Genomic DNA, 13897 nt, shown 5'->3' with positions numbered 1-13897 from the left:
CCTCTTGCCGACGGAACAGATTGGCAACATAAACTTCCGATGCCCGGAGAGAATATAGACATCGCATCCTTGGAGGCCATGCTCGCGGCGACCGCCCCGCCCCGAACGCCGGCCCAGATCTTCGAAGCCTGCCCCGGCATCGTGCAGCGCATCGAAAGCCTTGAGCCTCTCCAGGCAATCGCGACCTTCTCAGCCCTATCCACTGAACCAGGCTTTGGATCGAACCTTGTCCGACTGGACATGGCCACACGCCTCGCGCTTGCCAGAGCACAAGGAGACAACAGTCCCAGCCGCTCCAGCCTTTTTCGTCTATTGAACAGTGACTTGGCCGATTGCGGGGTCAGCCTGCTAGAAGACCCGCCGGAACATTTCTTCATGTCGACGATCGCCACGCGCCGGGGCCCCTATCGGCTGTTTCAGGGCATATGGGAAAAGGCTGCGGCGTTCAGCGAAGACATGCTGGAAGCCTTTGGACAGTTGCCGCCGTCGCGCTGGGGGGCGGCTGCGTTCGACAGCGCCTACGCCTTGCTCACGCTTTCGGACCTCCTGGCCCATCGGGCAGGGCTGAAACACAATATCGTCGCTGAGGATAAGTCCGCGCAGAAACTCGAATTGCCCAAGGAGCGTCAACTTTCGCCCCTCGCGACCAGGGTACTCATCAGCTGGGCTGACCTCGAACGACTGGAGCTGACGGAAAACGATCTGGCGCCCTTTTTTCTTGACCCCGAGCTTAGCGATGATTTTCTCCATGCAGAGCCGGGCGACAGCGAACTGGAGCGCCAGCCACTCATCGCCTTTGCAGAAGGCATATTGGTTGTTGCCCCCCATAATCTCTCCACGGCGCTTCGCGCCCACCTTATCGAAACGGCTGTCGCAAATGGCGCGAGCGAGCAACTTCGCAGGCTCCTGCTCGATGCACAAAGCGAGCGAATCGCTCTCTCGGGCTTCGCGCAGCTGTGGAAACAGCCCGTCGAAATCGTCGACGGACATCCCATCCGGCAGCTTCTATTCGAAAGCGCGGCAGGCTGCCCGCTGCACATCCTGCAGATCGTCGACGGATTCGATGGTGTACCTCCTGCGCGGTTTGGTCCGACGAGCGCATCCCCATCCATGGAAGCCATGATCGGCGACTCGGTCGCCTTCGCCCATGAGATGATGGCGAAGCGCGCCGAGTTTCGCAAAGGTCTCTCGATCGTCCTGCTGGGCGGCTGGGGGAGGTCAGGGAGCGTCGCACTCGCTTCAGTCGAGATACCAGACTGGGAGGTTATCGCCCTTGAACCTGCAGATGCGTCGGCGATCGCCTTTGCAGGGATAGGCATGCCAGTGGACATGTACCGCCTGCATGAACAGCTACGGATGGTCGAAGCCCAGGGCTTTTTTCCGCGGGCTCCCAATGGCTGGATGAACCTGTGCGCCCTATGGCAGGAAACAGATCAGAATCTGATCCCTGAGCATCTCTCGGAGATAGAGCCTCCGTTGGATTTCAACTATCCAGGCAATCTCCTGCTCTCGATCCGGACAGAAGCGGCACAGAAGGAAGGGCGCTGGGCTTTTCCGCTCCCCAACGGCCGGTACGAAATTGTCAGCCGGTTAGACCGCGAGGATTATTTCGAGACGGCCAAGCCATCCTACATCGCGACGAGCGGCCTGCGCAGACGCGAGCTTCTCGGGGTCGTCGTCGGCAGGCGACCGGTTTGGCTGGAAGCCATCCCGGCCAAAAGGGGTGGCCGTTCGTTTGACACATATGAGACCTGGAAAGCCGCGATTCACTGGCTGGAGGTTGCCCTACCCAAATTTGACGCCCAGTATCCCGGTCTCGATCGCAAGCCCGTTTCAATCCTGCTGGAGATCGATTGGCCGCCCGACCGCCTGGGTAACTCCGTCGACGATGCCACGGTTCTCACCTCCATCACGACGACAATGGATCGAGATAAGCGCAGCGCCATTTTGCATATGGCTCCTGAGTGGCAGCATGGGCTTCACCGTGCCAATAATTTTGCCGAGATGGTGCTCGCAGCTTCGATGCTTGAAATCGTGTCGACGCTGGCGGGCGGGGTCGCCGGGCGCGAAGAACTCCTGGCGTTCATGACCGCCGTGGTCGGATCGGACGATATAAGGTGGCGCCATTCATTCGTCGCGGATCGGCCACTCTCGATGCTCAAAGCGCACGGACTGATCGATGATTTCAACGAAATACCCGATTCGGCCTCCGCGCTGGCCCGGTGCGGTTCCACTTTTCTCTCGCGTGATCGCTCGCTCGGTTTCCATATCGTCGGGGCCGACCAGTGCTTTTCGTTTCTGATGGAGCACCATGGCGCCCTGATGGATCGCCTCATCAGCAACATCCGCGGCTTCGATCGAGTCGCGCTTGTTGACGCGTCCATAAGGCGGCTGACAGCTGCTCTTGCGGAAGAACAAATGTGGCAGATTTCGGCGCGGGCCATGCGCGCCGCTTACGGCGCAAAGAAGGATTTCGATCAAAGCCTTAAGCGGCGCAGCGAGATCAACGCCGTCATACGCGGCGCCTCAATCCTCATTGAGATGGGTTCCTGCGAGGCAGCCTTGAGCGATGGCGTGCATCCTGGTGCAGCGGACATCGACGATTTGCTCGCACAGGCACTCCTCATTTTCCAAACTGCGGAGATAGTTCCGCCCTTTCGCGCCGGCTTTCTCGACGCGGAAATCAAGATCAGCCCGACCGGCAACTTGCTCTACGATCATGATTTCACGCGAACAGCCTTGGTTTCCAGTGTGCATGCGCACCATTTTGAACACCGTCAAAGTGCGGATAAGGCTTACCGATCGCTGTTCGAGACGGGAGCGACCGATACCGCTCTTACGCCGGCGTTGGAGGCAGCCGTGCAGGCCGAATATGCTCTCTCGTTCGATCAGTTTGCCTCATTCAGTGGGGCGTGTGCCAAGCTGGCGATTGATAGCGGCAACGCTGTGTTGAAGAAGAGATGGTCAGAACTGCTGTCTGCCTTGGCTGATCTGGAAGGCTATGTGGCCACCGATCTTGCGCCCGCGCTGAAGCAGCTGACGCTGGGATCGAGAAGCAGCTGGTCCTCATATCCGAAGGGAGCCGGTCCGTCCGACTTCGATGTGAGCCGGTTCGACCGGCATTTCTCCCTCATTCGCAGACCGATCGTAGCCCTGGACGCGACGGATGATCCGTATCTACTCGTCTCACCCGTCCTGATTGAGCGAGCAGCGCTTCACAATCTTGCCGGCGCACTACAAGGAGGGCTCCAGGGCAGGTTCTGGAGCAGTCCGCAAATGCGCTCCTTCGTCGGCGCGATGGCGGAACGAACCGGGCTAGATTTCAACGTCCGGGCGGCGGAGGCAGCGAGGCAATCGGGTGCCCGGGCATTCGACTCCGTGCCGCTGAGCGACGCTCTCCAGCATAAGGGAACAGACACCGTCAAACGCCTTGGAGATATTGATATCCTCGCTTTCAGCCAGGATGGCCTTCATGCCTGGGTGATCGAGGCGAAGGACATCCGATTCTGCAGAACGCTTGGAGAAACTACCAGCCGGCTGTCTGAGTATCGCGGCCAGACTGACAGCCGGGGACGCCGTGACAACCTGCGCAAACATCTTGATCGTGTCGACTATGTGCGGGCACATGCCGCCGATCTTGCTAAGCGCTATGCCTTGCCGGCTACCCCCACAATCCATGGTCTTGTTCTCTTCGACAGCCCACAACCGATGAAGTTCATGCCGCGACATGCGTCGCCTGACGCTCAGTTCATGATGCTGGATGAACTCGCGTCATTCGAATGGTCGCCAGGCAAGGAAGGGCGATAGCGTTTCCATTACCGATCTCGGGCGTCAGCTTACCTTGTCGCTGCCGTTGATGCGCTCCATGATGGCCTTGCCCGCTTTGAAATGAAGCCGGTCTTTGGCAGGCACTTCAACGGCTCCGCCTGTCCTTGGATTGCGTCCGGTGCGGGCCTCATAGCTCCTCACCGAGAACGCACCAAAGCCCCGTAACTCAACACGCCCCCCAGCGTTAATTTGAGCTATGATGCTGTCGAAGAAGAGATTTACGATCTTGTCGACATCCGCGTCCGCCAAACCGGGAAAGTCTTCCTTCATTTTTGCGATCAGCTCGGATTTGATCATTGCCCCCCCAAGGTCCGGCAGGGTCGCTCGGTCACCTACCTTGCCATCTGCTTTGCCAGAAGGGCAGCCGCAGACAAATCAAAACCACCATCTCCATCCTTGATGATGCCGTCCTGCATCGGACGGAAGAGAGAAGTGAGAACGATTGTCTCATTGGCGGGGTCGACCGTGGTGTCTTCCTTCAGCGCCATGAAAGTTTCGGCAAAGGCACGCTTTTCGTCAGCATCGAGAGATAGGTGACGCTCGCTAAGGAAGATGCGATACTGCATCTTGGTCGCCCAAAGGATCAGCGAGGTCATCAGCAGCACGCCCGCCACGGTCAGCGGTCCCTTTGCCGAGAACACTCTTGAGCAGCTTGGGGTCTTCCCAGGCAGACAACTGACCTTGGCGAAGCTGTCAGCAATGTAGTCCCCCGCCAGCCAGGGCACACCTAGCCCCAGAATCACAGCGACGACTGCGGCAATCCAGAAGTTTCGAAGCGCCTTGCTCGCGCGCGCTCTGTGAGATTTCGCCCGTTCCTCCCAAAGAGCAACTGGTGCCCTGAGGCGCAATTGGGTGTAGAAGAGATCCTTCAGCGCTTCGAAGGCGTCGTCCCGCTTCTTCTGCTTTTCCTCCGCCAGCCGATCAAGTCTGGCGATACGTATGTCTGCCTCGGCGAAACGGCGCTCTACCTCCAGCTCGATTTCAGATCGCCAAGCTCGATAATTCCTTGTGCGCCCGCGCTCGGCACCCACGAAAATTGCTCTTAGTTTCATGGCGTGCTGGCCGATTCGATCCCGGGTCGCCCGGAGGCTGGCGCCATGCTGCGCATTAACCTGAACCGCCTCGCCTACTGTACCGTCGAGCGCCTTCAAGACCGCTGTGGCACGAACCCTGGCGGACCTGAGGCCATCGGACACAACTTTATGGCCCGGCACGACCGAAGCTGCGTGGGCGGCTGCGATCAGCAATTCACCCCGCTCCATCGGCGCTCTTAATACTTCAGGGCCGTTACGGTTCAACGGTACGCCAGCCTCAATCGCAGCGTAACGAAAATAGGCAGCGACGGCGTCCTGTGAACGACCTGTATGATACAAGCCGAGGACCAAACGTCCTTCCACGCTCTCCGACGGAGGCGGAAGGATGTTCGAACGACGGAACGACGCCCTGCTGAACGAATTGAATTTGCCGGCGTCATCGACAAGTTTGCCAAGCTGATCGAGGGACTTCGCCAAACTGGCGCCATTGTGGCTCACCTGCCCGATCTGAAACGTGAGTTGGCCCGCTAGGGAGGGGAGTTCTGCCAGAAACGACAGCCATTCCGCTGTCTCATGATCAATGTATGATCCAATCGTCTTGCGACTAGCTCGTTCGATGTTTGGAACGCTATTATACTGAATTATGTACGCTTCTTGCCCCACGCCGATGCCCCCTTTATTCGGACGAAGTGCTTAGCTTTTCCAGCTACGCCAATAAACCCTCCAGCGCCCTAATCGGTTGAGCTGCTCAGGTTCACCGGTGCCGTCCCGATCCTGAAGGGAAAACTGCCCCGCCGAACCGACGCCTGAGATGGTGGGCAACGCTGATGGCATACCCCCGCTGACGGTCAGAATTGGGGCTGTGATAGACGCCCACCGCCGTCCAATAGCTGCCCGTCGATGCCAGGGCTGTAACGAAAATCCAGCGGGCCGTGTTTGTATTGAAACATGGATCATAACGCAGCCAACGGCGAACGTCCTCGGGCCGACGTTCCAACATTTCAGCGATTTTGGGCACCCACCAGCTGTTGATCTGGAGAGGTCCCAGATCGTGGCTACCATCCCGGTTCGGCACCGCAGCACCAATCCATCCTCCTTCCTGGTCGCGCAGTCCCCACAGGGTCACTTCGAGCCATTTCCGTCCACCCGCTGCTTGCCTGATGCAACTGGCGACCCTCCGTTCATCGGCCGCATCATGACCTGACGTTGCTGCAAGACCCTCCGATTGCCAGATGATCAGCGCCATCAGGGCGGCTATCCGCTTACCGATCGTGACCATGCGATCGCTCCTCAATGTTCCGGTCTGTGGCACGGTCCTCCGCCTTGGGCGCACGGGCTTGCCTATTCGCCGCAAGTGCCTGCAAATGACGATCGAGGGTCTCGAACAGCGATCGGGCATTGCCTGCAAGACGTCCGGCAATTCCGCGGTCCGGCTCTCGCTGATCGAGTTTGCGCGCGAGCGCCCTACCCTCTTCCTTCCGCCGCTCCTCAACCTGTTCGAGCCTTAGACCCTTCAGCCGTGCCTCGTTCCGTGCGGCAAAGCGCCTGCTGTGATCGCGCTCCAGACGGCCCAATCCTTCGAGCGCCGATGTCTTCTCGCCGGACCGCTCTTCGAGTTTTGCGACGAGCTTCCTGGGGTCTTCCGTCCAGAGTTTGACACCGTACCGGGCGCGCGTGATGGCGGTATAAAAGTTCTGCCCATTGACGAGCGGGGAGGCCACAGGGGCCAGCACATAGACGCGGTCATAGGTCTTCGACTGGGCGGAATACACCGTCTCCGCATAGCCATGGTCCCAAGTGGAGTGGCGTCCAAGATCGATCTGCTGGACCCGATCCCCGCGGTCCCAGCGAACCGTCGCCATGATGCCATCGAGCCGCTCCACCGTCCCGCGTTCCGCGTTTTTGAGATCAAGTTCCTTGGTTGCCAGCCGCCACTGAATGCGATCGCCAGCGGCGAGGTTGCGATGCTCGGAAAGGAACACGTTGACCTGCGCCGCGTTGCTCGTTCGGGGATCCCAATTGTGGATGCGCCCCTGCTCATCTGCCAATCGCACAAGCTGTCGGCCCTTCGCATCGCGGACCACGGAGACGACCCTATATTCGCCGTCACGCGCGAGGCCAGCACCGACCTGATCGCGGTTGAATTTCAGAACCTGGCCGCCGGAATAGAAGCGGGCCATCTGCTTCTCTTGGTCGCTGAGGCCGGCCGGCGTCAGCACCCCAAGTCGGGTGTCCTCGGCTGCGACGACGCCTTCCCGTTGCAATGTCTCGCGGATCTGACTGTTGACGATGAGGCGTGTCGCATTCTCCAGAACGAGGATATTCGTGGTTGCCCGGCTTTGAGGCTTGAGGCGCGTCCATTCTCTCACCAGCCCCTTGGCCAGTTCCTCCGCATCGCCGCCGCTGACCACCTTATCGAGATGGTCCAGCGAACCGGCATAATCACCCGCCCGCGCCTGGGTGACGGCAAGCTTCATCGCCCTGGTTTCCTGCCGCCGCGATTCAACCAGTTCGGCAGTCGCGAGCCCAAGCTTCTGCATCAGCCAGAATGCCTTTCCCTGCTCGATCGCGCCGGTCTGCCGATTGTCACCGAGCAGGATAAGCCGCGCGCCGGTCATGCGGCTGATCTCCAGCACTCGCAGCGCCTGGCGGTTTCCAAGCTGCCCCGCTTCATCGAGGATCAGGACATCCTTGCTGCTCAGGCCATGCCCGCCGCTTGCCAACAGGCTGGCGACGGTTCGGGACGCAATCTCCGCGCGATCACCCAGTTCAGCAGCAGCAGATGACGTCGGCGCAAGCGCCGTCAGCACCATCCCCGGATGCGCGGCGTCCTTGAGGGAGCGAACCAGCATGGATTTCCCGGCCCCGGCCACACCACGCACTGCCGTTATCCGATCTCCCGACAATGCCATGTGCACGAGGGCCTGCTCCTGCGCAGGAGATAGGCCAGCACGTTCCAGAACGGGCAGCAGCCGGTCTGCGCTGGCTACCTCTCTGCCGTCTCCCAACGAGAGCGCGAGATGCTGGGTCAGCGCCTGTTCCAGCCTTACCGTCCTGCGGCTGGTTCGCCCTCGCGTGAGGATTGCGTCGCCGGTCTCCCCCCGAGTAGCGAGCAGTTTGCGGCGGCTTTCATGGTCAATCAGGAGCGGTCTCAGGTCTTCGAACCGAACCTCTCCCACATGGGAGGCAAGGCCTACGGCAATGACGCGACCAAGTGGATTGACCGCCTCGCGCCCTTCCGATTGCCTGATCCCGAACAGGGCCGCCCGCGCTGCGTCGGCGGGTTCCACCGGGACGGGGCGCTCACCAGCCTCCATGGCCTGGGCGAGGACAGCTACAAGTTTGGGCTCATAGGGGATGAGCCGTGCATCCCAGCGATCGTGCAGCTCGTCCAGCCCGACTTTCACCTTTGGGCCGCGCGTTTCGTAAAAGCTCTGCCTACGCGCGGCCTGCCCGGAAAGGCCATGCTCAGCGGCATGAGCGTTGATCTGCTCGGCACGCTGCGACATCTCTTTGATCAATGCCTTTGGGACGCCCCTGATTTCGAACAATCCTCGGCGCGGATCGAAGTCGATCTCAAATCCATATTCCCGCAAATGGTGGGCAAGGGCGTTACGGTAGATTTGGCCGCTGGCCATCTGCTCGGCATACATGGCCCGCGTTTCGAGACTGGCCATCGGGTTGCCCGGATCGCGGTTCGTCATGTTGAGGATCACGATATGGGTATGCAGATGGGGGTCGAGTTCGCGGCTGGCATGCTCAGTAAAGCGTGCCCACAGGAGCCGCCCCGTCGTCTCATGAACGATTTTCCCTTCTTCCCGGCGGCGCAGCTGGGCATGTTCTTCAAGATAGGAAAGCGCTGCGTCGACAGCCTTCTCATGCGCCGCGACCATCCTCTCATCGCGAAGGGCAAGCGCCATGATCGATACGGATTTGGGGGCGCTGATCGCAAAATCCCATCCGGGATGGTGGTCGATCCCGTCTGCCCGCCGACGCCCTAACTGCTGGTCGTCGACAGCGCCGCTGAGCAGCGCATTGAGCTGCGCGGAATCCACCTCTCCGTGCAAACCAAGCTCGCCAGCGAGCGCTCCGCCCCAGGAAGATGTCTCCGCATCTCCCTTCGTGTAATAGTCCCCGACGGTGTAATAGCGGGCGATGTTGCCCGGGGAGCCCTTGAGGCGGCGCGGATGCATCATGCCGGCCTCGCATCGTCACGCTCACCGTTGGAACGGCTATGCTTGTGGAGGTTGAAACCACTCCTTGGCCCAAGGAGCTTGGGCGGTTCGGCGTTCGAGGTGTCCCCATCCTGCTTCGGAATTTCGTTGCCCTTATGCGCAGGCGGTTCACCCGCAGTTGCTTCTTCGGGTGAGCTGCCGTCCAAGGGCAGCTGCGGTGTGGGCGGCGCTTCCTTTTCGGCGCGACGGCGCTTTTTCTGCGACACCTTTTCGGGGTGGGGTGGAGCGTTGCCCTCGTCGAACCTCCTCGCAGGTTCCGTTCGCTCGACGAACGCCGGCTCAATCGTTGGCAGCCCATTGTACCGATCCCGGAAATGAACGACGGGCAGATTTCTTCCGAACCGGAGAAACCCAGACAGGTTGGGAAGGTTCGTGACCTCAGTGTGCATGACCAGCGGGCGGGTGACCTGCATGCGGGAGAGATTGACGCCGTCCCGCATGTCGTTGACCCCATAGGACATCCCCTCATTGGCCTCGACCTGCTCGACCTGGCCCAAATTCTCCGAAACGTGCTTGGCGGTGGGGGTATCGTTCGCCCGCAGCGCCACCCAGGTCGAACAATAGCCGGTGATCGCGGCCGCGTCCTGGATGCCATAGGTTGCCTCCAGCTGCGGGTAGGACTGGAACCCCAATATGCCGCATCCGCCATATTTGCGGGCGCGCGCCAGGAAATCGCTGAGCGACGGCAGCCTTTGGAGCGTCGGCAACTCGTCGATGACGCAGTAGAGGCGGCGCTTCTGATCAGGCGGAAGGCTCATGATCGCGCTGATCGCGATGTCGAGCCAGACCGTCACGAGCGGTCGCAGGGAAGGGAGTTGATCGGCTTTCACCGTGATGAAAAGCCAGCTGTCATCCTCTTCATTGGCCACCCAGTCGCGCACCGAGAAGCCATCCAATGTGTCGTCGAGATAAGAGAAGCTGCGCATGACAGAAGCCAGCTCCGCGCGAATACCGGCGGAGGTCCGGTCCCCCTCCATCGAGATGAAGGCGGCGGCATCCGTTCCTTCGGCGAAGGCAGCCAGTGTCTTCAAAGGACTGCGCAAAAGCGTGTCGAGCAAGACCGAAATGAGCATCTGCTTGTTCTTCGCAAGCTTGCGGAAGACGGCGACCAACGTACCTCGCGCCGCCTTCGCCCAGAACGGATCGCCCCCCTTATCCGGTATCGTCGATTCCGCAATTTGATCATAATGATAGTCGCGCGGCACATCGACCCAAGGGGACCAGCTGTCGGCTCGGGCGTCGAGCGGGTTGAGCAATATGTCATGCCCGGGCCGGTAGAATTTCTCGACGAAGGTACCGGCCGTATCGAACACGATCGCCCGGCAACCTTTCCCACGCATCCCCGCCAGCATCTTGACGATGATGTTGGTCTTGCCTGTTCCTGGCGCCCCGCAGATCAAGATGTGCTCAGGCTCAAACTCTTCAGGGACCGGCACGCCGCCGATGGCGAAGCTTCCCCGCTTCGATCGCCACAGCAGGCGGCGGAGCTGCCGGGCCGTCCCGAACCGGGCGCCGCGGATGAACTGATTGGAACCAAGTCCCTTCCCCGTTCGCGTGAAATAAAACCAGGCCCACAGAAGCATAAGCGCTGCGAAGGCACCTGATAGCGCGGCGCCATAGATCAGATGCTGCTCCATCGCCTGCATGGTCTTCTTCGCGATAGGAGAGGCCAGCAGCGCGTCCGAGTTCGTCCAGTATTGGCGCCCAGCCGGGGTCCTGAACAGGATCGGCGCACCACCCGGCACGTCGCTTTTCAGCGTAGCTTCGGCGATCTTCATCGCGACGAAGCGCTGATAGTCGCTGGATTTTTCGAGCACATACCATATGATGCCACCGACCCAGATCGCGAGACCGGCAATCGAAGTCTGGAAGAAGACCTGGGTGGTCATCCTCACATTGTGGACGATGGCCTGGCCACCCCGGGTCCAGGAGCCCAAAGTGTCGTTGCGAAAGATGCTCATAGCGCACCATCCTCGGGCGCGAGCAGGCCCCTTTCGAGGAGCAGGGCGCGGGCATCGTCCATGCCCTTCTGGAGGATGTCGGGGCGCCGCGTTCCGACCGATGCGGCCAAAATGGCGAACACCTGAATGAGGGTCGCCTGCACCTCATCGAAGCGACCATGATAACCGCCGGCATCAATGCCTTCGAAGCGATCAAGGATGTCGCGGACATATTCGGGGAGGCTGAGCCGCGCCGATCGGGCGCCGGCGACGAGACGCCCGTGGAGAGCGTCCTTCAATCTGATATTGATCCTGGGCAAGCGCCGAACTCCTGTTCGTTGCCTGTCCAGATGGGGTGAAGCCCGGGCGTTATACGCCGATTTTCAGGCGATCTCAACGCCTTACGATGAGCAAACGCGGCACCGACATGGTGCCAAAGCTTATCAGTCACTTAGCCCTGAATTGCCTTCATATGGTGACCATTTGGTGCCAGCTCCCTATGAAGAAAGCGACATCGGCACCGGCTGGCACCTGGCCGAAACCCGCAGAAAACCTAGCGATTCGCGCCCGCAGCACCCGTGCGTACGGTGCATTACAAAACGCCCCGGGCGTGAGTACCCCTATCGCAGCGCCCCGCCGCTGCGCCAGCCTCGTGCCGGAAGGCGCGGGGCTTCCCCGAAGGGGTCTCTCTCCCCGGCGGCACGCCGGCCGATTCCCCGATTGTCGCAACGAGTTGCGTTCATGGCCATGATCCTCGATAATGGAATTGGCGGGCAGACCATCCGACTTGAAAGGATGATCAATGCCAAAGTTGAATGACCGCGACCGGCTTGCCGACCTCGAAGCGCGCCAGACGAAAATTGCGGAAGAGATCCTTGATGCCCGCCGCGCTCTGCGCGGCAAATATGCCTCCATCCTGAGCGATATGGCGGTCGAGAAGCTAAGCGAAAAAGACTTTCGCGAGCTCGTCCAGCACGCGATCCGGCTGGGTGGACCAGCCTCTATTACTGCGCTGAAGGGCATTGCACCGACGGCAAAATCTCAACCGGAAAAGCGCCCGTAGGGCGTCCCTGCGACGAGCACGGCGAAGCCGCGCGCAGAAGGCCCGCGTTCCTTGAGAGCGCGGCATCGTTGCCCGACGGGACGGGCGCGCAGCGCCTGTCCTTGAGGGCAACGACATAGAGCGACAGACAAAAAAAGCGGGAGCTATCGGGCATGACCCCGACTGCTCCCGCATCCTTCGTGACTTCAGGAAGCCCAGTGCGCAGGGCCTCCATAAAGCGAGAGCAGCACCGGCGCGACACCGATGGAACGCATCACCCTTACCAGTTGAGCCTGAACGCCGCTTCCTTCCGCGACGATCGCCTCGACGGGTCGCAGCCGCGCAATCTGGTCGTTGCGCACGAACCCGGCGCGGTTGCCCCACCGTGCCTTGTCGATGCCCAGCTTCACCACCGGCGTCTTGGTCTTTGCCGCCCATGCCTCGGCAATCGCGTCGCCGCCGCTATTCTGCGCGGTGGTGAGCAGCACCATCTGGGGCCGGGTCGCCTTGGCCCTCGACAGCGCCTTCCAGATCGGCTCGGAGTCCGCCCACTGGCTACCGCCCGAGAACACGACCAGCGGACCTTCAGGATGATGCTGTCCGATACGGCGCTGGCGGCGCGCGGCCAGATAGTCTGACCCGTTGATGACGCTCGCAGTCCGCTTGGAAGACACCAGCGTCGCCCTTGGCGCAGACCAGGGTTTGCCGGTTTCGTTATGATACACCGCCGCGGCATGGTCCCGCATACAGGCCAGTGCGTCCGCAGCCTCGTCGAGAAACGCCAGTTCCTCGTGCGCGCGCTCCAGCTCTATGGAATGGATTTCGCTGCCATCAGCCTGCCGGAGAAGGTCGCGCATTTGCCTTGCTGCGCCGTCGGCTTGACCCGCCGCCTGATCGCTCACTCGGTGGAAACTGTGGACGATGCCCCATGCGATGCGTCCTGCCACTTTGTCCAGCCTGCTGTCCCGCAGAACATCGAAGAGCGTCGTGACTATCAGCTCGACCGCGAGTTGGACTTGCGTTGCGTCAGGCATTTGCTCGGTGCGTCCATCGTCGTCCCTGCTGACCCGGACGCCATCTAGGTCCGTCTCGAATGCTTCAACAAAGCTGTCGGACGTGACCGCGCTTTCGTCGGCAATGAAGGCTGCAATCTCGGTGAAGCTGCGGACGGAACGGAATGCCTTGGTCATGAGAACCTCCTTTGATTGAAAGAGGTCTTCCCCCTGCACGGGCTCCGAGTGACGGGGTCAAGGATCGGGGCGCAGCCCCGACCGCGAAGCGGCGATGGGGGTCACGATTTTTTTCGGCATGCGCCCCGGTAGGCATGAACGGACTGCCGCCCGCCTGCCGAAAAAAATGGTGGGGCCCCGTCGTCCTTGAGGCCGGCGCTGTCCCCGTGCCACGATTAAAAGACTTGAGAGAAGAAGTGTGGCAGCGCCCCAGGGGGCTCGACGCCCCCTGGGGCGCTATGATCCTCGCGCGACATGTGCCCAAGCGCCCATCTGACAGTGCCCAGGCACCTGCATCGACAAAAAAACGGACCGCTCGTCCAAATGGCTGCGGTCCCGAGGTCGATCTGGACGTCGTCGTCCCCCGTCAGATCGGCGGCCGGTAGGCGTCGTAAGGGTTGCCTTCCGCGAGATGGCCGAACGGGGTCATGAGATAGGCCCCCTCCTCCCGCCCGACTGCGCAGATCACGTAACGCGGTTCCCCTGATGCTGCGTCCTGGCATTCCATAAGGGCGAGATTTCCATCTTCCGCAGCCCGAAGAAGCGTCTGGAAGTTAGCGCTAAGATAGTCAGGTATCGCCATGCTATC

Annotated in this window: 10 protein-coding genes; 2 read left to right on the top strand and 8 right to left on the bottom strand. The window is 60.8% G+C overall.

Annotation, left to right across the window (positions count from 1 at the left end; all coding sequences use genetic code 11):
• Positions 1 to 39: 39 nt before the first annotated feature.
• On the top strand, positions 40 to 3807 hold the full coding sequence (locus F4U94_RS19245) for a hypothetical protein (RefSeq protein WP_120249899.1): 3768 nt from the start codon (positions 40 to 42) through the stop codon (positions 3805 to 3807).
• Between the two features lie 24 nt (positions 3808 to 3831).
• Here F4U94_RS19245 and F4U94_RS19240 read toward each other — a convergent pair whose 3' ends face one another.
• The 6 genes from F4U94_RS19240 to F4U94_RS19215 form a co-directional block, all read right to left on the bottom strand.
• A complete protein-coding gene (locus F4U94_RS19240) occupies positions 3832 to 4125 on the bottom strand; it encodes an HU family DNA-binding protein (protein ID WP_120249898.1) in 294 nt (97 codons plus the stop codon).
• Positions 4126 to 4160: 35 nt separating this feature from the next.
• A complete protein-coding gene (locus tag F4U94_RS19235; protein ID WP_120249897.1) occupies positions 4161 to 5525 on the bottom strand; it encodes a DUF6161 domain-containing protein in 1365 nt (454 codons plus the stop codon).
• A gap of 91 nt (positions 5526 to 5616) precedes the next feature.
• Positions 5617 to 6141, bottom strand: a complete 525-nt coding sequence (locus tag F4U94_RS19230; protein ID WP_232015917.1) for a lytic transglycosylase domain-containing protein — start codon at positions 6139 to 6141, stop codon at positions 5617 to 5619.
• Positions 6125 to 9058, bottom strand: coding sequence for a MobF family relaxase (mobF, locus tag F4U94_RS19225; RefSeq protein ID WP_120249896.1), 2934 nt, complete (start codon positions 9056 to 9058; stop codon positions 6125 to 6127). The genes F4U94_RS19230 and mobF overlap by 17 nt, the downstream gene beginning before the upstream one ends.
• Entirely contained in the window at positions 9055 to 11058 is a 2004-nt protein-coding gene (locus F4U94_RS19220; protein ID WP_120249895.1) for a type IV secretion system DNA-binding domain-containing protein, read from the bottom strand. The genes mobF and F4U94_RS19220 overlap by 4 nt, the downstream gene beginning before the upstream one ends.
• The gene (locus F4U94_RS19215) at positions 11055 to 11357 is read right to left on the bottom strand and encodes a hypothetical protein (protein ID WP_069335627.1); all 303 of its coding nucleotides are present in this window, start codon (positions 11355 to 11357) and stop codon (positions 11055 to 11057) included. Before F4U94_RS19215 ends, F4U94_RS19220 begins: the two co-directional genes overlap by 4 nt.
• Positions 11358 to 11839: 482 nt before the next feature.
• Between F4U94_RS19215 and F4U94_RS19210 the strand changes: the two genes are divergently transcribed.
• Complete coding sequence (locus tag F4U94_RS19210) at positions 11840 to 12100, top strand: hypothetical protein (protein WP_120249894.1); 261 nt, start codon at positions 11840 to 11842, stop codon at positions 12098 to 12100.
• Between the two features lie 185 nt (positions 12101 to 12285).
• On the opposite strand, the gene F4U94_RS19205 is transcribed toward F4U94_RS19210, so the two are convergent.
• Positions 12286 to 13269 carry a DUF2493 domain-containing protein gene (locus F4U94_RS19205; protein ID WP_120249893.1) on the bottom strand — a complete coding sequence of 328 codons (984 nt, stop codon included), beginning with the start codon at positions 13267 to 13269 and terminating at the stop codon, positions 12286 to 12288.
• Positions 13270 to 13675: 406 nt separating this feature from the next.
• Positions 13676 to 13891, bottom strand: a complete 216-nt coding sequence (locus F4U94_RS19200) for a DUF6117 family protein (protein ID WP_120252030.1) — start codon at positions 13889 to 13891, stop codon at positions 13676 to 13678.
• Between the last annotated feature and the right edge of the window lie 6 nt (positions 13892 to 13897).

The organism is Sphingobium limneticum, from assembly GCF_008710155.1.
Taxonomy (GTDB): Bacteria; Pseudomonadota; Alphaproteobacteria; order Sphingomonadales; family Sphingomonadaceae; genus Sphingobium; species Sphingobium limneticum.
Note: the sequence above shows the minus strand (reverse complement) of the source record. Positions and strands in the feature narration are given on the sequence as shown.